The sequence below is a fragment of the Streptomyces sp. JLYT201 genome (genome assembly GCF_059448825.1).
In genome coordinates this window covers 8,617,877-8,636,919 of record NZ_CM182551.1, presented here as the reverse complement: position 1 = coordinate 8,636,919, position 19,043 = coordinate 8,617,877, and the positions used below count along the sequence as shown (strand labels likewise).

19 protein-coding genes and 1 pseudogene are annotated in these 19,043 nt (G+C 72.7%); 10 read left to right on the top strand and 10 right to left on the bottom strand.

Features of this window, described 5'->3' with window-relative positions; translation table 11 throughout:
- Nucleotides 1–115: 115 nt before the first annotated feature.
- Entirely contained in the window at nucleotides 116–745 is a 630-nt protein-coding gene (locus AC5WAM_RS36780) for an LUD domain-containing protein (RefSeq protein WP_495520190.1), read from the bottom strand.
- Between the two features lie 155 nt (nucleotides 746–900).
- Here AC5WAM_RS36780 and sigJ point away from each other — a divergent pair.
- Together sigJ and AC5WAM_RS36770 are read left to right on the top strand one after the other, a co-directional pair.
- Nucleotides 901–1,839, top strand: a pseudogene (gene sigJ / locus AC5WAM_RS36775) (RNA polymerase sigma factor SigJ); the annotation flags it as partial.
- 93 nt (nucleotides 1,840–1,932) lie between these two features.
- Entirely contained in the window at nucleotides 1,933–2,802 is an 870-nt protein-coding gene (locus AC5WAM_RS36770; protein WP_495523726.1) for a class I SAM-dependent methyltransferase, read from the top strand.
- 79 nt (nucleotides 2,803–2,881) lie between these two features.
- Here AC5WAM_RS36770 and AC5WAM_RS36765 read toward each other — a convergent pair whose 3' ends face one another.
- Nucleotides 2,882–3,916, bottom strand: coding sequence for a WD40 repeat domain-containing protein (locus AC5WAM_RS36765; RefSeq protein ID WP_495520189.1), 1,035 nt, complete (start codon nucleotides 3,914–3,916; stop codon nucleotides 2,882–2,884).
- 272 nt (nucleotides 3,917–4,188) lie between these two features.
- Between AC5WAM_RS36765 and AC5WAM_RS36760 the strand changes: the two genes are divergently transcribed.
- Nucleotides 4,189–4,593 carry an FKBP-type peptidyl-prolyl cis-trans isomerase gene (locus AC5WAM_RS36760; protein WP_366794954.1) on the top strand — a complete coding sequence of 135 codons (405 nt, stop codon included), beginning with the start codon at nucleotides 4,189–4,191 and terminating at the stop codon, nucleotides 4,591–4,593.
- 65 nt (nucleotides 4,594–4,658) lie between these two features.
- Here the strand turns inward: AC5WAM_RS36760 and AC5WAM_RS36755 are convergent, their stop codons facing one another.
- Nucleotides 4,659–5,825, bottom strand: coding sequence for an endonuclease/exonuclease/phosphatase family protein (locus AC5WAM_RS36755; RefSeq protein WP_495520188.1), 1,167 nt, complete (start codon nucleotides 5,823–5,825; stop codon nucleotides 4,659–4,661).
- A 23-nt stretch (nucleotides 5,826–5,848) separates the two neighbouring features.
- The gene (locus AC5WAM_RS36750; protein ID WP_495520187.1) at nucleotides 5,849–6,481 is read right to left on the bottom strand and encodes a M15 family metallopeptidase; all 633 of its coding nucleotides are present in this window, start codon (nucleotides 6,479–6,481) and stop codon (nucleotides 5,849–5,851) included.
- A gap of 86 nt (nucleotides 6,482–6,567) precedes the next feature.
- Between AC5WAM_RS36750 and AC5WAM_RS36745 the strand changes: the two genes are divergently transcribed.
- Together AC5WAM_RS36745 and AC5WAM_RS36740 are read left to right on the top strand one after the other, a co-directional pair.
- Entirely contained in the window at nucleotides 6,568–7,263 is a 696-nt protein-coding gene (locus tag AC5WAM_RS36745) for a response regulator transcription factor (RefSeq protein WP_366794951.1), read from the top strand.
- A 10-nt stretch (nucleotides 7,264–7,273) separates the two neighbouring features.
- Nucleotides 7,274–8,368, top strand: coding sequence for a sensor histidine kinase (locus AC5WAM_RS36740; RefSeq protein ID WP_366794977.1), 1,095 nt, complete (start codon nucleotides 7,274–7,276; stop codon nucleotides 8,366–8,368).
- A 158-nt stretch (nucleotides 8,369–8,526) separates the two neighbouring features.
- On the opposite strand, the gene AC5WAM_RS36735 is transcribed toward AC5WAM_RS36740, so the two are convergent.
- Nucleotides 8,527–8,808 (bottom strand): peptidylprolyl isomerase, encoded by a 282-nt coding sequence (locus AC5WAM_RS36735; protein WP_242714899.1) that lies wholly within the window; start codon nucleotides 8,806–8,808, stop codon nucleotides 8,527–8,529.
- 307 nt (nucleotides 8,809–9,115) lie between these two features.
- Here AC5WAM_RS36735 and AC5WAM_RS36730 point away from each other — a divergent pair, with 307 nt between their 5' ends.
- The 3 genes from AC5WAM_RS36730 (at nucleotide 9,116) to AC5WAM_RS36720 (ending at nucleotide 12,078) form a co-directional block, all read left to right on the top strand.
- Complete coding sequence (locus tag AC5WAM_RS36730) at nucleotides 9,116–10,567, top strand: glycoside hydrolase family 16 protein (RefSeq protein ID WP_495520186.1); 1,452 nt, start codon at nucleotides 9,116–9,118, stop codon at nucleotides 10,565–10,567.
- 192 nt (nucleotides 10,568–10,759) lie between these two features.
- Nucleotides 10,760–11,557 (top strand): thymidylate synthase, encoded by a 798-nt coding sequence (locus tag AC5WAM_RS36725; protein WP_366794949.1) that lies wholly within the window; start codon nucleotides 10,760–10,762, stop codon nucleotides 11,555–11,557.
- Between the two features lie 17 nt (nucleotides 11,558–11,574).
- Complete coding sequence (locus AC5WAM_RS36720) at nucleotides 11,575–12,078, top strand: dihydrofolate reductase (protein WP_495523725.1); 504 nt, start codon at nucleotides 11,575–11,577, stop codon at nucleotides 12,076–12,078.
- Nucleotides 12,079–12,123: 45 nt separating this feature from the next.
- On the opposite strand, the gene AC5WAM_RS36715 is transcribed toward AC5WAM_RS36720, so the two are convergent.
- The 5 genes from AC5WAM_RS36715 to AC5WAM_RS36695 form a co-directional block, all read right to left on the bottom strand.
- Nucleotides 12,124–13,236: an ABC transporter substrate-binding protein gene (locus AC5WAM_RS36715; RefSeq protein WP_495520185.1), complete on the bottom strand. Its 1,113-nt coding sequence runs from the start codon at nucleotides 13,234–13,236 to the stop codon at nucleotides 12,124–12,126.
- A 77-nt stretch (nucleotides 13,237–13,313) separates the two neighbouring features.
- Nucleotides 13,314–14,459, bottom strand: a complete 1,146-nt coding sequence (locus AC5WAM_RS36710; RefSeq protein WP_495520184.1) for an acyltransferase family protein — start codon at nucleotides 14,457–14,459, stop codon at nucleotides 13,314–13,316.
- 136 nt (nucleotides 14,460–14,595) lie between these two features.
- Nucleotides 14,596–15,627 carry a hemolysin family protein gene (locus AC5WAM_RS36705; RefSeq protein ID WP_495520183.1) on the bottom strand — a complete coding sequence of 344 codons (1,032 nt, stop codon included), beginning with the start codon at nucleotides 15,625–15,627 and terminating at the stop codon, nucleotides 14,596–14,598.
- Complete coding sequence (locus AC5WAM_RS36700; protein ID WP_495520182.1) at nucleotides 15,624–16,952, bottom strand: hemolysin family protein; 1,329 nt, start codon at nucleotides 16,950–16,952, stop codon at nucleotides 15,624–15,626. The genes AC5WAM_RS36705 and AC5WAM_RS36700 overlap by 4 nt, the downstream gene beginning before the upstream one ends.
- 187 nt (nucleotides 16,953–17,139) lie before the next feature.
- Nucleotides 17,140–17,625 carry a flavodoxin family protein gene (locus tag AC5WAM_RS36695; RefSeq protein WP_495523724.1) on the bottom strand — a complete coding sequence of 162 codons (486 nt, stop codon included), beginning with the start codon at nucleotides 17,623–17,625 and terminating at the stop codon, nucleotides 17,140–17,142.
- A gap of 152 nt (nucleotides 17,626–17,777) precedes the next feature.
- On the opposite strand from AC5WAM_RS36695, the gene AC5WAM_RS36690 reads away from it, so the two are divergent.
- Both AC5WAM_RS36690 and AC5WAM_RS36685 read left to right on the top strand, forming a co-directional pair.
- Complete coding sequence (locus AC5WAM_RS36690; RefSeq protein ID WP_495520181.1) at nucleotides 17,778–18,218, top strand: hypothetical protein; 441 nt, start codon at nucleotides 17,778–17,780, stop codon at nucleotides 18,216–18,218.
- A gap of 144 nt (nucleotides 18,219–18,362) precedes the next feature.
- On the top strand, nucleotides 18,363–19,010 hold the full coding sequence (locus AC5WAM_RS36685) for a thioredoxin-like domain-containing protein (protein ID WP_495520180.1): 648 nt from the start codon (nucleotides 18,363–18,365) through the stop codon (nucleotides 19,008–19,010).
- The last annotated feature ends 33 nt before the right edge of the window (nucleotides 19,011–19,043 follow it).

Below are 19,043 nucleotides of genomic sequence, written 5' to 3'. Positions count from 1 at the left end.
GTGGGCGGCGCGGCACGTCCGGATGCCCGCACGGTTGATGCCGGGTCCGACTGCTCCTCCACCGCTCCGTCGTGTCCTTCCCTGGGGACTCGTATCTGACAGCGCGGCATCGGGTTCAGAACCCGATGGCTTCGCGGAGCAGCAGGACGGTGCCACGCCCTGAGACGTGTTCCGCGTTGAGGACGAGAAGCCGGTTGACCGTGCTGGGCCACCCGTAGGCTTCCTGGGTGCGGGCGCTCTCCAGGGGGAGGCAGTGGTCTTCGACGCGTCGCAGGGCGGTGTCCAGGTCGGGGACCACCTTCTGCGCCCCGACCACCCAGATCGCCCGGGCGGCGCCACCGGCGTTGCCGGGCAACTGGGTTCCGCTGCCCGAGGCCATCACGAGGGAGCCGGTTTCGGTGACCGCGTGGACGCTGCCCACGATGACGTCGGGGGTGGCCGTCAGCCGTCGGATCTCGTCTCCGTCAGTGGCCCGGTCCATGGCCAGGACGCGTGGCTTGACGGCGTCGAAGCGCCCGCTGCCGTTGATGTCGTCGGCGATGCCGGACAGGCGGAGGGTCTCGCTGGCCCCGGTGAGGACGCTGGCGCCCTCCGGTATCAGGCACGTGACGCGGGTCCGCGCGTCGGCGGCCCCGTCGAGGATCTCGACGGTGAAACCGTGTGCGGCAAGCGCGGCGGCGGCCCGCTCCAGGCGTGGGGCGGGCGCCGGGTCGGTGAACGGGGACGTCGGCATCGAGGTGGTCATGAGGGGCTTCCTGTTCGCTGGAAGGTCTGTTCGTCTCAGGAGGTTCGACAGGGCAGCCCTCTGGAATGTCAGGCCGGTGCGACGGGCCTGACATTCCAACGAGCTGCGCTGTCGAACCCGTAGGAGCAGACGCGACCAAGGAGAGTCTCGACACCATGAGCAACCGATCCGGCCCCGGATGCGACCGAGCCGATCCGGCCCCGGCCGCGGTCATGAGCGAGCGGCGCCGCCTGATCAACCTCGCCTACCGGATGCTGGGTTCCCTGGCCGAGGCCGAGGACGCCGTCCAGGAGACCTACACCCGCTGGTACGCCATGCCCCGGAACCAGCAGGACGCCATCGAGGCCCCCGGCGCCTGGATGACGACGGTCGCCAGCCGGATCTGCCTCAACCTGCTCGGCTCGGCACGGGCCAGGCGCGAGACCTACGTGGGCGATTGGATCCCCGAACCGCTGCCGGGGCACACGGAGTGGATCAGCGGACGGCCGAGCGGCGCGGCTGTCGACCCGGCCGACCGGATCACCCTGGACGAGTCGGTCGACCTGGCCTTCCTGGTCGTGCTGGAATCGATGACCCCGGCCGAACGCGTCGCGTTCATCCTGCACGACGTCTTCTGCCACTCCTTCGCGGAAGTGGCCGAGATCGTCGGGCGCACGCCCGCCGCATGCCGCCAGCTGGCCTCTTCCGCCCGCCGCCGCATCCGGACCGCGCGCCCTGCCGCCACCGCGACGTCGGCAGTCCAACAGGCGGTCGTCGTCAGGGACTTCAAGCGGGCCTGGGAGGCCAAGGACATCGACGCCCTGATCGGTCTGCTCGACCCCGACGCCACAGCCGTCGCCGACGGTGGCGGCCTGGCCACCACCTTCCTGCGTCCCCTCGAAGGCGGTGAGCGGATCGCGCGCGCCTGGGCCGAGATCGCCCGCCGAAGACCCGACACCATGACGTTCCTGGAACGTACGGTCAACGGCCGACCCGGCGTGGTGGCCGAGCAGGACGGCGCCATCGTGACGGTGTTCGCCTTCGAGGTGACGGGCGACCGGATCAAGCACATCTGGGTCGTACGCAATCCCGAGAAGCTCCGTCACTGGACAAGCTCCGCCACTGGACGACGAGCTGAGGCTCCCCCGCCATCGCATCGCCTCCGAGGCCGGTCGCCGGTCCGGCCGCACCGGCCTCGGGGCGAAGTCATGAGACACGAGAAGCAACAGGCGGGCGATGTCCACCAGGGGTCCGGGCGCCGCGCTACCGTCAGGAGGGTGACGGGAATCAATGCAGGTCGGCGGTGGTCCGAGTCCATGTCGGCGGCCTATGAGCAGTACCTTGTGCCGGTGGTCTTCCGGCCCTTCGCCGAGGACCTGACCGTGAGGGCGGCGGCTCTTCGCCCGCGGCGCGTTCTGGAACTGGCCGCCGGGACGGGTGTGTTGACCTCGCATCTGCTCGCGGCACTGCCGTCGGCCGCAGTGACGGCCACCGACCTCAACGAGGCCATGGTGGCTTTCGGGTCGGCACGGGCCCCGGGCGCGGTGTGGCGGCAGGCCGACGCGCAGCGGCTGCCGTTCCCGGACGGGGGCTTCGACCTGGTGGTCTGCCAGTTCGGCGTGATGTTCTTCGCCGACCACGTCGCGGCGTTCACCGAGGTCCGGCGGGTCCTGGCCCCAGGCGGCCGGTTCCTGTTCAACACCTGGGGCCCGCTCCGCACGCACGCCTTCGAAGTCGCGCTACAGGCCGGACTCGAGCGGGCCTTTCCGGCCGACCCACCGCGGTTCTTCCCGACGGTTCCGCACGGCTACGCCGACCCCGCCGCCGTGGCCGCCGATCTGGCGGCCGCCGGGTTCACCGTCGAGGACGAGCAGGAGCTGACGCTTCGGGGCCGGGCCGCGTCGACCGCCGACCTGGCCACCGGGTACCTCACCGGGACGCCGGTGCGCGCTGCCGTCGAGGAGCGCGGTGGCGGCCCGGCCGTCCGGGCGACGGTCATCGAGGAGATGACGGCCCGCCTCGGCCCGGGGCCGGTCACCGCCCCGATGACGGCGTACGTCTTCCGCGCCGCGGCCTGAACGCGCACGCGGCTGCCGCACCGCTCTCACCCGGGCACGAGGGCGGCGCGGCAGCCGCAGAGCGCGACAGCGGGAGTGATCAGGAGAAGCGACGGACGAACACGTCCGACTTGCCGTTGGTGTCACCGGGCACGAGGTCGTCGGCCGTGGACTGGAAGACCACGTCGCGCCCACCGGCACTGACCGCGTCGACCCCGGCCGTGGCGGGCCGGTCGGCGACGACCTCGTCGGTGCCCGTGCGCAGGTCGCGCAGCACGAGCGACGGTCCGGTCGGGTCGTTCGGGGCGTACAGCAGGTAGGTGCCGGTGGGGTCGATGGCCAGGCCCTTGACGTCCGGCACGCGTCGGGCGGTGCCCGAGCCCACGTCGTGGACGTAGGTGTCGGAGCCCGAGAGGTAGACGACCTTGCTGCCGTCCTCGCTGAGCTGGACGATGGTCGCTTCCTTGACGGGGCCCTCGATCGGGCCGGAGGTGGAGCCGTAGTCCCGGTCCCACAGGAAGACGTCCTTGGCCTCGCCGTCCTGGTAGGCGACGTAGCGGCCGTCACCACTGATGGACGGCCGGGACGGCGCGGTGTGGGCGAACCAGGCGAGTTCCTGCTTGGTGCGCGCGTGCCAGTCCCATACGTCGATGCGCTGGCTGGACGAGGGCCTGCCGATGGTGGCGACGTTGGCGACGTAGCGGCCGTCCCCGCTCACCGACGGCTGACTGCAGTTGAGGGCATCGCAGTCGAGGCCGATCGAACTGCCCGCGGTCCACTGCGCCAGCTTGATCTTGGTGTCCCTGAACAACCGCACCCCATACGCGGCGTACTCCCCGTCACCGCTGAGCGCGGGGGAGGCGATCGGGTAGCTGCCCACCTGCTTGAGCTGCCCCGAGGGCTCGTCGCGCAGGTACACCCTGTCAGCCGACGAGAAGACGGTGCGGCGCCCGTCGGTCGTGATCGCGCCCCCGGTGGAATCGACGTCGAACTGCGTGCCGTCGGCCGCGACACTGATCCTCTGGACACCGGCTCCGCTCCCCCGCGCGACGCCGGTGGACTCGGCCGAGGCGGCTGTGGGCAGAGCCGTGGTGAGCGCGCACGCCACGAGGGCCGCGCCTAACACGCCCCGCACGCGTCTGATGGTGCTCCGGTCCGTGCTTCCCCTCATTTTTCCCCCAGTCAGGAAGGTCTCGCCCCCGGCTCCCCACCGGAGGGCCCCCAGCATGCAACCGCGACAACGCCGAGGGGTCAATGCGTTCCATGCGTCACATGACATGTGAGAGGAGTCGTTTCGGTCATAGGGGGAATCGGCATGCTCGGTAGCGTGACCACATCTGCCGCACGGGGCGCCCACGTGCCCGGCCGGCCGGTGCAGAGTTATCGACAGAGAGTGATGAGGCTGCCATGAGTGAACGGACGAAACCTGAGGTCCACGTTCCGGAGGGGGACGCTCCCACCGAGCTGACCGTCCGGGACCTGGTCGTCGGGGAAGGCCCCGAGGTGAAGCCGGGCATGGTGGTCAGGGTCCACTACGTCGGGGTGACCTTCGCGTCCGGGAAGGAGTTCGACGCCTCCTGGGACCGGGGCCAGCCGTTCAAGTTCGCCCTGGGCAGCGGCAGGGTCATCAAGGGCTGGGACCGGGGGGTGAGGGGGATGAGGGTCGGCGGCCGGCGCGAGATCATCGTTCCCCCGCGTCTCGGCTACGGCAATCAGTCGCCCTCGTCGTTGATCCCGGCAGGCTCGACCCTGGTCTTCGTGGTGGACCTGCTGGACTCGTACTCCAGCACCGCCGGGTGGCAGCACGCCTAGGCGGTTTCGTCCGGCTCGTCGGGCGGGCCGAATGCCTCGGGCCTTCGCCGTCGCTCCCGCCGTGTTCACCAGCTGATGGCCGCCGCCACCGGCCGGTGGTCGCTGCCGGTGGCGGGCAGCACCCAGGCGCTGACCGGCGTGACGCCGCGGACCAGGACGTGGTCGATGCGCGCCAGCGGGAACTCCGTCGGCCAGGTGAAGCCGAAGCCGTCGCCCGCCGCGTCCTGGGCCGAGCGCAGCCGCGAGGTGACGCCGTCGAGCGCGCGGTCGTCCACGGTGCCGTTCAGGTCGCCGAGCAGCACCATCCGCTTGTTCGGCTCGGCGGCGACGGCCGCGCCGAGCGCCCGCGCGTTGCGGTCCCGGCTGCCCGTCGTGAAGCCGCCCGAGTACACGCGTACGGACCCCAGGTGGGCCACGTACACGGCGAGGGGCCCCTGGTCCGTGGCCACCGTGGCGCGCAGCGCCCGGCCGTCGGCCGCCACCGCCGTGACCGGCTTGGTGTCCGCCAGCGGCCCGACGTCCTGCTGGATGTCGACCGGCCGGGTGTCCGACAGCGGCAGCCTGCTCCACAGGCCGACCGTGCCCCGCACTGTGTGGTGCGGGTACGCCTCGGCCAGTTCCTTCTCGTACACCGGCTTCGCCTGCGGGGTGATCTCCTCGAGGGCCAGCACGTCCGCGCCGGAGGCGGCCAGGTCGCGGGCGGCGCCCGCCGGGTCGGGGTTGTCGGCACCGACGTTGTGGGTGGCCAGGGTGAGGTCGCCGCCGGGGCGGGACTTGTCGACGAGCAGCCCGCCGAAGAGGTTCAGCCACACCGCGACCGGCAGCACGAGGGCCACCACCGCAGAGGCGGAGCGCCGCCACAGCGCCCCGGCGAGGAGCACCGGGACGAACAGGCCGAACCACGGCAGGAAGGTCTCCACCAGGCTGCCGATCCCGCCCTGGTCGGTGATCCGCGCGTGCAGCAGCATGAGCAGGCCGAGCAGCAGGGCCGACGCCGCGAGCACGAGGCCGCGTTTCCAGGGGTCCGGGCGCAGGGCGATGCGGAGCGTGCGGCGGATGCGCGCGTGCAGGGCGCCCGGGCCGGGGGCACGGCGACGGCCGCGGCCTCCTTGACCGGCCCCGACCGCATCCGCCGCGCCCGCCGCGACCTCCATGTCCGTCGGGTCCGCCGCGGCCTCCCTGTCCGTCGGGCCCGCCGCCTCCGCAGGGCCCGCCGTCTGCGTCTGCGCCATCGTCAGTCCTCGTTCCGTACCGGTCACTGCCGCGTCCTCGGGTCCTGGGTGGGGTCGGCGTACCTGCGCGGGCAGCCGTGATCGGTGGCTTCGGGGCGCAGTTCGTAGTGCCAGGGTTCGTTCTCGTAGATCTGGCACAGCCCGTGTTCGGCGCCGTGCTCGGACAGCCACGCCGTCGCGGCGGAGCCCCCGATGTCGACCGCGTCGCCCGACACGTGCGGGGACGTCTCCGGCGTGGCCACCCAGCGGGCGGCCTCCTTCTCGGACCCGTACTCGGCGACCGCCTCGCGGAGGAGCCGGTTCTGGTACGCCGGGGAGCGCCAGCCGCTGTTGACGTGGAACACGACCCCGTTGTCCGCGGCGGCCGTCGCGGCCCGGCGCAGCGCCTTGAGCAGCTCCGGATCGAGGCGGGTCACGGCCGGAGTCGCCTCGTCGAAGACCGTCACGCCGTCGGGGACGACGCCGTCGGCCGTGCCGGGCGCGCCGTGGTGCCCCGGGCGGGAGACGTGCGCCGTCGCGTTCGACGCCGTCGAGGACTCGGGCAACCAGGAGGAGAGGATCACGGTGATCGCTGTGATGACGACGGCCAGGCCCGCGACGGCGAGAAGGGGCGTGCGGCGGCTCGGTGTTCGTGCGGTGGGTGTTGTCCGATTCATGCCGTCAGTCAAGGCAGTGCGGTGTTGTGGGCCCGTATGCGGATTTCGATACGCCGACGACATGCGCCGGCTCGTAGCGTGGACGCATGCGTGTGCTGATCGTCGAAGACGAGCCCTATCTGGCGGAAGCCATCCGTGACGGCCTGCGTCTGGAGGCGATCGCGGCCGACATCGCGGGGGACGGCGACACCGCCCTGGAACTGCTGAGCGTCAACGCCTACGACATCGCCGTCCTCGACCGCGACATCCCCGGGCCGTCCGGCGACGAGGTCGCCCGGCGCATCGTCGCCTCCGGCAGCGGGATGCCGATCCTCATGCTCACCGCGGCCGACCGGCTCGACGACAAGGCCTCCGGCTTCGAACTCGGCGCCGACGACTACCTCACGAAGCCCTTCGCGTTACGGGAGCTGGCCCTCAGGTTGCGGGCGCTCGACCGCAGACGCGCCCACAGCAGGCCGCCCGTGCGGGAGATCGCGGGACTGCGCCTCGACCCGTTCCGCAGGGAGGTCTACCGCGACGGCCGCTTCGTCGCGCTGACCAGGAAGCAGTTCGCCGTCCTGGACGTCCTCGTCGCCGCCGAAGGCGGTGTCGTCAGCGCCGAGCAGCTCCTGGAGCGGGCGTGGGACGCGCACGCCGACCCGTTCACCAACGCCGTGCGCATCACCGTCTCGGCGCTGCGCAAGCGGCTCGGCGAACCCTGGATCATCGCCACCGTGCCGGGCGTCGGCTACCGCATCGACGCCGCACCCGGCATCCGGCGCGAGGAGCGGGACCGTGGATAGGCGGCCCGGTGTGAGCGTGCGCGTCAAGCTCACCCTCAGCTACGCCGGGTTCCTCATGCTGGCCGGCGCCCTGCTGATGGCGGCGGTGTGGGTGTTCCTCCTGAGGTACGTTCCCAACCGCGCGAAGCTCTACGACCCCGACGACAGGCCCGAGGGCGGTGTCTTCCCCGTCCGGTCCGCCCTGCTGGAGGTCTTCGCTCCGAGGGCGGCCGCCGTACTGGCGTTCCTGCTGGTGTTCGGCCTCGTCGGCGGGTGGTTCCTCGCCGGTCGCATGCTCGCGCCCCTGACCCGCGTCACGGAGGCCGCCCGCATGGCCACGAGCGGATCGCTCTCGCACCGCGTCCGGCTGCCGGGCCGCAACGACGAGTTCCGCGAACTCGCCGACGCCTTCGACACGATGCTCGTACGACTCGAAGCCCACGTCGCCGAGCAGCGGAGGTTCGCGGCCAACGCCTCGCACGAGTTGCGCACGCCGCTGGCGATCTCCAAGGCGCTCCTCGAAGTGGCCCGCGCCGACCCGGACCGCGACACCGGCGAACTCATCGACCGCCTGCACGCCGTGAACACCCGGGCGATCGACCTCACCGAAGCACTGCTCATGATCAGCCAGATCGAGCAGCGGTCCTTCGCCCGGCAACGCGTCGACCTGTCCCTGGTGGCGGAGGAAGCCACCGAAACGCTGCTCCCCCTCGCGGAGAAGCACCGAGTCACCCTGGAGACCGAGGGGGACATCGCCCCCACCGTCGGCTCACCCGTGCTCCTGCTCCAGCTGGCCACGAACCTCGTGCACAACGCGATCGTCCACAACCTGCCCGAGAGGGGCACCGTCCGGGTCCGCACCGCCGTCCGCCCCGAGACGGTCACCCTCACCGTCGAGAACACCGGCGAGCCGGTCACCCCGGAGCTGGCCTCGACCCTCACCGAACCGTTCCAGCGCGGCACCGAGCGCGTCCACACCGACCACGCGGGCGTCGGCCTCGGCCTGGCGATCGTCAAGACCATCGCGCACGCCCACGACGGCGCGCTCACCCTCGCCCCGCGCCCTGGCGGCGGCATCCGCGTCACCGTGGAACTGCCCGCGACGACGGCACAGACCGGCGGGTGAGCAGTCGCCGGGTTCGCCGCCGGGCCCGGACCGCGCGCGTCGCGCGCGCCGCGTCCCGCCCGGGAGCAGCCCGAGGCGTCCGGAAACGGCGCAGGCCCCCTCGACGAGGGGGCCTGCCGACCGGGCCGCGCCGCGACGGCGCGGCCCGGTCCACCGCTTCAGTCCTGGCGGCTCGTGACCTCGACGAGGTGCATGCCGAACTGGGTCTTCACCGGACCCTGGACCTCGCCGACCGGGGCCGAGAAGACGACCTGGTCGAACTCGGGCACCATCTGGCCCGGGCCGAACGAGCCGAGGTTCCCGCCGTCGCGCGACGAGGGGCACGAGGAGTGCTTCTTCGCCAGCTCGGCGAAGTCCGCACCGCCCGCGATCTGCTCCTTCAGCTGCAAGGCCTCGGCCTCGGTCTTGACCAAGATGTGCCGCGCGGTAGCCCTAGCCATGTGTTTCATCCTCTCAAGTACACGTCAACGCCGCCCAGGGTACGTGTCCGGCACCCCAGGGGCACTTCGCGGGAATCCACCCCCGCACCAAAACACTAACGACTACGGTTATGGAACCGTCACACCTTCACCGCCAGGGGCGGGAGAACACCCCCTTCTCGATGTCCGCGCACAGCCACCCGCACTCCGACTTCCGTACGCCTTCGGGAAGTTGACGCACGCACCCCATTGACGCACGGCATGCCCACAACTAAACAAATCTGAGAGCGCTCTCAGAACCGGCCGCACTCCACCCCCGAGGTGCCCCATGCGAGCAAGACGCGCCCCCTTCCGCTGCCTCCCGCGCACCCCGCTCCGCACCGCCCTGCTCACCGGGCTCGCCGCCCTCGCGCTGAGCGCCCCGCTGCTCGCCCCCGGCACGGCGGGCGCCGACGTGCCCCCGGCCCCGGGCTGGACCCTCCAGTGGAGCGACGACTTCGAAGGGCCCGCGCGGTCGCTGCCCTCCGCCGCGAACTGGCAGATCGACACCGGCCGCAACTACCCCGGCGGCCCGGCGAACTGGGGCACCGGCGAGGTCCAGAACTACACCTCGTCCCCCGACAACCTGGCCCTCGACGGCGGCGGCAACCTCCGCATCACCCCGCTGCGCGACGGCGCGGGCGCCTGGACGTCCGGCCGCGTCGAGACGCGGCGCGCCGACTTCAAGGCCCCGGCGGGCGGCACGCTCGCCATCGAGAGCCGCATCCGCATGCCGAACGTCACCGGCGAGCAGGCCCTCGGCTACTGGCCCGCCTTCTGGGCGCTCGGCGCGCCCTACCGGGGCAACTACTGGAACTGGCCGTCCATCGGCGAGTTCGACGTGATGGAGAACGTGAACGGGATCGACTCCGTGTGGGGCGTCCTGCACTGCGGCGTGAACCCGGGCGGCCCCTGCGGCGAGACCAACGGCATCGGCGCGAGCCGCGCCTGCCCGGGCACCTCCTGCCAGTCCGCGTTCCACACGTACCGCTTCGAGTGGGACCGCTCCGCGAGCCCGAACGTGCTGCGCTGGTACGTCGACGGACAGCTGTTCCACAGCGTCGACCAGAACCGCGTGGGCGCCGGGGCGTGGAGCGACATGACCGGCCACGCCGGGTACTTCATCCTGCTCAACGTCGCGATGGGCGGCGGCTTCCCCGACGGCGTCGCGGGCCGCGCCACCCCGGTCGCGGCGACGGTGCCGGGCCGGTCCATGCTCGTGGACTACGTGGCGGTGTGGACGCGCGGCACCGGAGGCGGCGACCCCGGCACGCCGTCCACGCTGCACCTGCGCCCCGGCGGCACGCTCGGCGAGGCCACCGGCACCGCCTCCGCCGCGACCCTCGCGACGGCGGGCGGCGCCAACCACGACGGCACCCCGCACGCCCCGCAGACGTTCACGGCGACCGGCGTGAACGGCACCTACGACGGCGGCCCGACCCGGTTCGACCTGCTCGTCGACGCGGGCTCCACGGTGGCCAACGGCCAGCAGGTCCGGGTGAGCTACGACCGCACGGGCGACGGCTCCTGGGACCGCACGGAGACCTACCGCTACTTCGCCACGGACCCGGTGCCGGGCTACGAGCACTACACCGAGGGCCAGGGCCTGAAAGCCACCACGGGCGAGCACGGCCCGATGCGCGGCGGCACCGTGCGGGTCGAGGTCTGGAACGCGATCGGCAACGGCCCGAGCACCCTGGGCACCGGCAACCAGTCCGTCGTACGGATCCCCTTCGCATGAGACCGGGGCGGCCCGCGCCCACCCGTGATCCACTCCCCGAGCGGGCAGCCGGACCAGCAGGGGAAGTCGATCTGCGACCCCTGACCCGAGGGCCTGCGGGAGAAGCCCTCCGACGGGCCGTCGCCGACGCGGGGCGGCGCCCCCGGGGCGTGGTCGTCGAGCTCGCCCCGCAGGCCAGTAGACTTCTCGGCTGTGGCGGACACCCAGTACGAAGACCTGTTGCGGCTAGTGCTCACCTCCGGGACGGCGAAGGCCGACCGGACGGGCACGGGCACCCGAAGTGTCTTCGGGCACCAACTGCGCTACGACCTCTCGCAGGGGTTCCCGCTGGTCACCACCAAGAAGGTGCACCTGCGCTCCATCGTGTACGAGCTGCTGTGGTTCCTGCGCGGCGACTCGAACGTCGGCTGGCTGCAGGATCACAAGGTCACGATCTGGGACGAGTGGGCCGGTCCGAACGGCGAGCTCGGCCCGGTGTACGGCGTCCAGTGGCGCTCCTGGCCCACGCCGGACGGCAGGCACATCGACCAGATCAGCGAGGTCCTCGACACGCTGCGCCGGGACCCGGACTCCCGCCGGATGATCGTCTCCGCGTGGAACGTGGCGGAGCTCGACAAGATGGCCCTCGCCCCGTGCCACGCCTTCTTCCAGTTCTACGTCGCCGACGGCAAGCTCTCCTGCCAGCTGTACCAGCGCAGCGCGGACCTGTTCCTCGGCGTCCCGTTCAACATCGCCAGCTACGCCCTGCTCACGCACATGGTGGCGCAGCAGGTCGGCCTCGAACCGGGTGACTTCATCTGGACCGGCGGCGACTGCCACATCTACGACAACCACGTGGAGCAGGTGACCGAGCAGCTCTCGCGCACCCCGTTCGCGTTCCCCCGGCTGCGGCTGCGGCAGGCCGACTCGCTCTTCGACTACGCCTACGCCGACGTGGAGGTGCTCGACTACCAGCACCACCCGGCCATCAAGGCTCCGGTCGCCGTATGAGCGTCGGAGCGGGCGGCATGCGCGTCGGGCTGATCTGGGCCCAGAGCCGCGAGGGCGTGATCGGCGCGGACAACGCCATTCCGTGGCGCCTGCCCGAGGACATGGCGCACTTCAAGGCCACCACGCTCGGTCATCCCGTGGTGATGGGCCGCAAGACGTGGGACTCGCTGCCGCCGCGCTTCCGCCCGCTGCCCGGCAGGCGCAACGTCGTGGTGACGCGCGATCCGCACTGGGCCGCCGAGGGCGCGGACCGCGCCGGGTCCGTCGCCGAGGCCCTGGAGCGCGCGGCCGAGCCGCTGGACTCCGTGGCCCCCACTGCGGCATGGGTCATCGGCGGCGGGGAGATCTACCGGGCGGCCCTGGAATCCGCCACGACGCTCTCGGTGACGGAGGTCGACACGACGGTGGCCGGCGACACCTACGCCCCGGCCCCGGGTCCGACGTGGAGCGTCACCGAGGACAAGGGCTGGCAGACCTCCACGACGGGCCTGCGCTACCGCATCCGCACCTACGCTCGGTAACAGCCCGCTCACCGCGCGGAGCCCGCCCCCGGAGCTCCCGCGCGCTCACCCGCGGTGCCGGATCCGGAAGCGGTCCACGGACGCCGGGTCACGGTCGACGACGCGGACCGGTGGCCAGGACCACTGCCAGACGCCGATGCCCGGCGTGCGGGAGAAGCGGATGCGCCCGCGGGTGCCTTCGACGTCGACGTGCGGCCAGGACGCGGCGACGCTCGCCCGGTCCGTGCCGTGCGAGCGCAGCACGTCGGCGAGGACGGCGATCGTGTCGTAGCCCTCGAAGCCGACGAAGGAGGGCGTCACGCCCAGCTGCTCGCGCAGGGCCTTCTCGACGCGGCCACCGAGGGGGCCGAGGCTGTCGGGCAGATACCGCAGGAACGGGATCCCGGTGCCGTCGGCGCCCAGCAGGGACCCCCATTCGGGGAGCTCGGGCTGGCCCGCCGGGGCGCCGATCAGGATCTCGGCGAGGCGCCGGTCGCGGCGTACGGACCGTACGAGCGGCACGGCGGGCTCCGGGTGGCTGACGAGGAGCAGCAGCGCCGTCGCGCGCTGGTCCACGAGCGCGTCGCACACCGCTTCGGGGGTGAGCGCGCCCATGTCGAGCTCGATGACGGTGCCGCCGCGCGGAGCGAGGTGGTCCCGCAGGACGCGGATCCCGGAGGCCCAGTAGACGTTCGCCCGCACCGCCACGGCGATGCGGCGGTGGCCCGCGGCGAGGAGGAAGTCCGCGTAGGTCCGCCAGCCGTGGGACTGCGCCGGGGCGATGCGCGCGACCCAGTCGGTCGGCTGGTCGATGAGCGCGTCGAGCACCGCCGACGAGCAGAGGAACGGCAGGCCGAGGGCGTCGGCCCGGGCGGCGGCGGAGCGGGCGACGACGCTGTGGTACTCCCCCGCCACGGCGGCCACGCCCAGACCGGCCAGCTCGTCCACGGCCGCCGCGGCCCGCTGGGGATCGGCGGCGGTGTCCCGGACCACCAGCTCCAGCGGCCGTCCGCCGATCCCGTCGGCCTCGTTGACGTCGCGGACGGCGAGTTCCAGTCCGGCGAGCAGATGGCGGCCCGCCTCGGCCCAGCCGGGCCGGGTGAGCGGAGCGAGGGCGCCGATCCGGACGGACGGGCCGTCAGCGCGGCCCGCTCCAGGGGCTGATGGTGGCGTACTCATGCGTCGGTGTCTCCCCGTGTGACGGTGGCTGCCGGACATTGATCCACCGCCGCCGCCCGGGGGCAACCGGTTTTCCGTCAGCCGGGCTGCCGGGCCCTTCTGGCGGGGCCCGCGTGGCGGCCCTTGCCGCGCCGGGTCTCCTTGAAGGCCCACGCCATCTTCGGTTCCATCGCGAAGCGGAACAGGCGCTGCACGGGCGGGGTGCACAGCAGGGTGACGACGGTGGCGGCGAACAGGGTGACGGCGACCGCGCCGAGCGGCCGATGGATCCAGTCGTGGTCGTACCAGTCCCAGAACCGGGAGCCCTTGGCGAGGAAGCCGTGCAGGAGGTAGCCGTACAGGGTGCCCGCGCCGAGCGCGGTGAACCACAGCCTGCGGCCCGGCACCCAGGCGAAGAAGCAGGCGACCAGGAGCAGGGAGCAGCCGAACATCGCCAGGGTCATGACGCCGCCGGCCCAGCCGGGGGCGGCCAGTTCCTGGGCGCTGTCGCGGCGGTAGAACCAGGCCGCGTTCATGCGCGGCGCCGCCCAGTAGGCGAACAGCAGGGCCGCGGCGAAGACGGGGACGGCCAGGACGCGGGCCTCGCGGCGGCGCACGATGCGGAAGTGCTCCGGCTTCAGGCACAGGCCGAGGACGAAGAACGGCAGGAACTGCAGGACCCGTTGGAGGTCCAGGTCGTCGCCGATCTCGGGCGACGCGGAGGCGAGCACCGCGATGGCGAGCGCGAGCGGGACGGGCCAGCGCACGATCTTCCACACCGGGGTGGTCAGGCGCCAGATGAACAGGGCGGCCAGGAACCACGTCAGGTACCAGGGGTCGAGCAGGCTGACGGGGTACGTCGGGTCGTCGTCCGCCCAGCGCTTGAACAGCGTGTACGCCGCCTCGAAGAGGACGTACGGGACGGCGATGCCCGTCACCAGGCGGCGCAGGCGGCCCGGGCTCGCGTCGAAACTCCGGGAGAAGTAGCCGGAGATGACGATGAACGCGGGCATGTGGAAGGCGTAGACGGTGATGTAGAGCGCCGCCGCGGCGCGGCTGTCGTCACGCAGCGGCTCCCAGGCGTGGCCCATCGCCACCAGGACGATCGCCAGGTACTTGGCGTTGTCGAAGAAGGAGTCCCGCTTGGGGACGGCCGCCGGTCTGACCTGGGGTTGCGGCGGGGTGGGGCGGTCCGGCGTACGCGTGCGTTCCGGGACGCGGGGCAGACGCAGCGTGTCAGTCACGGGCCCTCCCGAGGGAACCCGGGAGACTGCACGCGCGTCCTACGTCAACTGTGGGGGTGGGGGAGGCGCTGGACATCCCCAGCACCTTCCCACTCCCGTTGTGGCCCGTTCAACCCTCGCACGTGTGACCCACCGCTCACACGTCGGCAGGGACCACGGGATCCGGGCCGACGAGTTCGGACAGGACGTCCTCCATCGTGACGAATCCGATGACGGTGCCCTTGTCGCCGGTGACGGCGGCCAGATGGCTGTCCATGGCGCGCAGCGCGGTGAGGGTGTCGTCGAGCGGGGTGTCGATGCTGACCCGCGTCAGCGGGTGCAGTGCGCCCCGGGCGAAGGGCCGGTCGCGGTCGGCGGTGCCGAGGGTGTCCTTGATGTGCAGATAGCCGAGCAGGGCGCCGCCCGCGCCGGTGACCGGGAAGCGGGAGAAGCCGGCCTCGGCGGCCACCCGTTGGAGGCGGGCCGGGGTGACGGTGTCGTCGACGGTGCGCATGCGCGCGACCGGGACGAGGATCTCGCCGACCGGGCGCGTGCCCAGCCCCAGGGCGTCCCGCAGCCGTTCGCCGTCGGCGGCCGAGAGGAGGCCCGCCTGGCTGGAGTCCAAGACCATGCGGGCGAGTTGGTCGTCGGTGAAGACGGCCTCGACCTCGTCCTTCGGCTCCACCCGCAGGAGCTTCAGCAGGCCGTTGGCGAACGCGTTGATGCCGAAGACCAGGGGGCGCAGGGCGCGGGTGAGCGCGACCAGGGGCGGGCCGAGGAGCAGTGCGGTCGGGACGGGCGCGGCGAGCGCGATGTTCTTGGGGACCATCTCGCCGATCAGCATGTGCAGATACGTCGCCACGGTCAGGGCGATGACGAAGGCGATGGGGTGGACGAGCGCGCCGGGGACGCGGGCCGCCTCGAAGGCGGGCTCCAGGAGATGGGCGATGGCGGGTTCGGCGACGGCGCCGAGCACCAGGGAGGAGACGGTGATGCCGAGCTGGGCGGTGGCCATCAGCGCGGAGATGTGCTCGATGCCCCACAGCGTGGCGCGGGCCCGGCGGTTGCCCTCCTGGGCGCGGGGCTCGATCTGGCTGCGGCGCACGGAGATCAGGGCGAACTCGGCGCCGACGAAGAAGGCGTTGGTCAGCAGGGTCAGGGCGCCGATGAGGAGCTGCACGGTGGTCATCGGGCGTCCTCCATGACCTTGTGCGCGGCGGGCGCGAGGATGAGGACGCGGTCGGCGCGGTGGTGGTCGACCGCGAGGACGGTGAGCCGCCACCCGTCGACGTCGACGCCGTCCTCCTGGGCGGGGATGCGGGCGAGGCGGGTCGCGATCAGTCCCGCGAGGGTCTCGTACGGGCCGTCGGGCGCGGGCAGGCCGATGGCGTCGAGCTGGTCGATGCGGACGCCGCCGTCGGCCTCCCACGCGGCCCGGCCGTCCCGGTCGGGCGCCGCGGGCACCAGGTCGGGGACCTCCACGGGATCGTGCTCGTCGCGGACCTCGCCCACGACCTCCTCGACGATGTCCTCGACGGTGGCGACCCCGGCGGTGCCGCCGTACTCGTCGATGACGACGGCCATGGTCCGGGTCGCCCGCAGGCGCTCCAGGAGCCGGTCGGCGGGCAGGCTGTCGGGCACCAGGAGCGGCTCGGTCGCCAGGTCGGTGACCGGGGTGAGCCGCCGCTCGTCCGGGTCGAGGGCGAGGACGTCGCGGATGTGGACGCTGCCGACGACCTCGTCGAGGCTGTCGCGGTAGACGGGGAAGCGGGACAGGCCGGTGGCGTGGGTGAGGTTCGCCGCGTCCTGCGCGGTGGCGTGGACCTCCAGGGCGCGGACGTCCACGCGCGGGGTCATCACGTTCTCGGCGGTCAGCTCGCTCAGGTGCAGGGTGCGGACGAACAGTTCGGCGGAGTCGGGCTCGATGGCGCCCTCGGCGGCCGAGTGCCGGGCCAGGGCGACGAGTTCGTCCGGGGTGCGGGCGGAGGCCAGCTCCTCGGCGGGCTCCAGGCCGACGCGGCGGACGAACCGGTTCGCGGTGTCGTTCAGATGCCGGATGAAGGGCCCGAACGCCGCGGTGAAGCCGCGCTGCGGATCGGCCACCACCTTGGCGACGGCCAGCGGCCGCGAGATCGCCCAGTTCTTCGGCACGAGCTCGCCGATGACCATCAGGACCACGGTGGACAGCACGACCCCGAGGACGGTCGCCACGGCCGGGGCGGCCCCGCCGAGGCCCGCTCCCTCGAGCGGTCCGCGCAGCAGCGCGGCGAGGGACGGCTCGGCGAGCATGCCGATCACCAGGGAGGTGACGGTGATGCCGAGCTGGGCGCCGGAGAGCTGGAAGGTCAGGCTCCGTGCCGCCTTCAGGGCGCCCCGCGCGCCCCGCTCCCCGGCCGCGGCGGCCTGTTCCAGGTCGCCGCGCTCGACGGTGGTCAGCGAGAACTCGGCGGCCACGAACACGGCACAGGCGAGCGTGAGGAGCAGGGCCAGGAGCAGCAGCAGGACCTCGGTCACCGTGCCACCCCCGATCCCTCGGCCTCTGGCTGCGGGCGGGGAATGGCACGGCTGGTACTGGGAGGCTCACCCATCGCGGGTCCGTGGCTCCTTCTGGTGACGTGGAGGCAGATCAAGGTCGGCGAGCGCCGGCGCGGCGCTCGCTTCTCCCGCCACTGTAAAGGAACGGCAAAGTCCGCGACAGGGGCTACGCCTTCCGCGGGCCCCGCGCCGACGTCTCGCCCATCCGCGCCGGCAGGCCCGTGGCGAACGCGCGCGCCGCTTCCAGGTCGGCCGCGTCGGGCCGTCCCTTCCGGATGCCGCCGACGGGCTTGAAGAGGCCCCAGGTGTCCCAGGCCCGGCAGGAGAAGGTGCCGACCACGTCGAAGTCCCGCCGCTCCAGGAGCCGCACGAGGGGCCGGGTGAAGGGCCGGAACGGCGCCTCGGGAAGCCCGCTGGTGGCGAACACGAACGCGCTGCGGCGCTCCCCGGGCGGGAGGGACGCGGCCAGCTCACGCAGCCGTGGATGGAGGGCCATCGAGTAGACCCCCGAGCCGAAGCCCACGAGGTCGCACGTGGCCAGTTCCGCGGCGTCGACCTCTTCGGGGGCGACGACGGGGGCGCCCAGGGCGCGCCCCATGACGTCGGCGACCTTCCTCGTATTGCCGTGCGACACGGACACACAAACGATCATGGCCTTCACGGCGATGCTCCTCTCGTTGCGGGCGCCCATGGGACACGGCCCGGGCCGCGAGCGTGACACCAGCCACCTGTGACCTGCGTCACCGGCCGCGCTAGCACGGCCCCTCTCCCGGGCCCGGGAGTGCCTTGGCTACGATCTCCGCGATGAGCAAGCGGCGGCAGGGCACCAGGAGCGCGGCGGGACGCGTCGCGCCGTTGCTCGCGCTGCGCTGCGCGGCCCTGTTCGCCGTGCTGGTGTGGATGCTCCCGGTGTGCGGCCACGCCTCGAACGGGCCGGCGCCCGCGCCGGTCGTCTCTGCCGCGCCCCAGGCGAGCGGGACGACCTCTCTCGCGACCAGTACGAACGTTCTATCCGGACGCGGACATGCTTGCCCGGACACGGAGCACGGACCCGGCGACGCGCACTGCCGCCCGGTCTCCCGGGCCACCGTCGCCACCAGCTCCCCCGCGCCGGTGCCGGTGCCGCTGTCGGCGGACGTGACCGCGGCCCCCTGGGCGGCGGCGGAGTCCACGGCCGCGCGCGGGGCACCGGCCGATCCCGCCCCCGCCCCCGGCATCCATCAGTTGCAGGTCCAGCGGACCTAGGAGCGGCCCCGTACGGCCCGGCGCCCGTCGCCGTACGGCCGTGCCCGCCGCTTCCCCCTGCCGCCACGACCGTCGGCGCGCAGGCCGCCGACCAGTCGCAACGCACTGCCGCACGCCTTCGTGCGGCGGGGACAAGGACATGCCATGGGTTCCGCAGGAGCCAAGCAGAAGCGCGCCGACCGCCGCGCGAAGATCGAGGAGCTGCGCCGCGCCGAGGAGGCGCGCCGGCGCCGCCACCGCATCGCCACCTGGGCGTGCAGCGGTGTCGTCGTCATCGGGGTGACCGCGGGCAGCTGGTACCTCGTGGACCGCTCCGCGACGCGGGACGAGCAGCGGGACCGCGCGGCGGCCGCCCCGATCAAGGGGGTGAGGTCCTTCGAGGACCTGGGCCGCAACCACGTCACCACACCCGTCGCCTACAAGTCGTCCCCGGCGACGGGCGGTGACCACAACCCCGTCTGGATGAACTGCGACGGCGACCTGTACGACAAGGAGATCGACGAGACCAACGCGGTGCACTCCCTGGAGCACGGCGCGGTCTGGGTCACCTACAGCGACAAGGCCGCCGCCTCCGACGTGCGCGCCCTCAAGGCCAGGGTGGAGAAGACCCCGTACTCGTTGATGAGTCCGTACGCCGACCAGTCCGCGCCCCTGACCCTGTCCGCGTGGGGCAAGCAGCTGAACGTGACGTCCGCCTCCGATCCACGGGTGAGCGCGTTCTTCGACACGTACGTGCAGGGCGCGCAGACCCCGGAGCCGGGTGCCGCCTGCACCGGCGGCAAGGCGGCGTGAGGACGCCTCCCGCCCGCGTGACCACCCGACGCA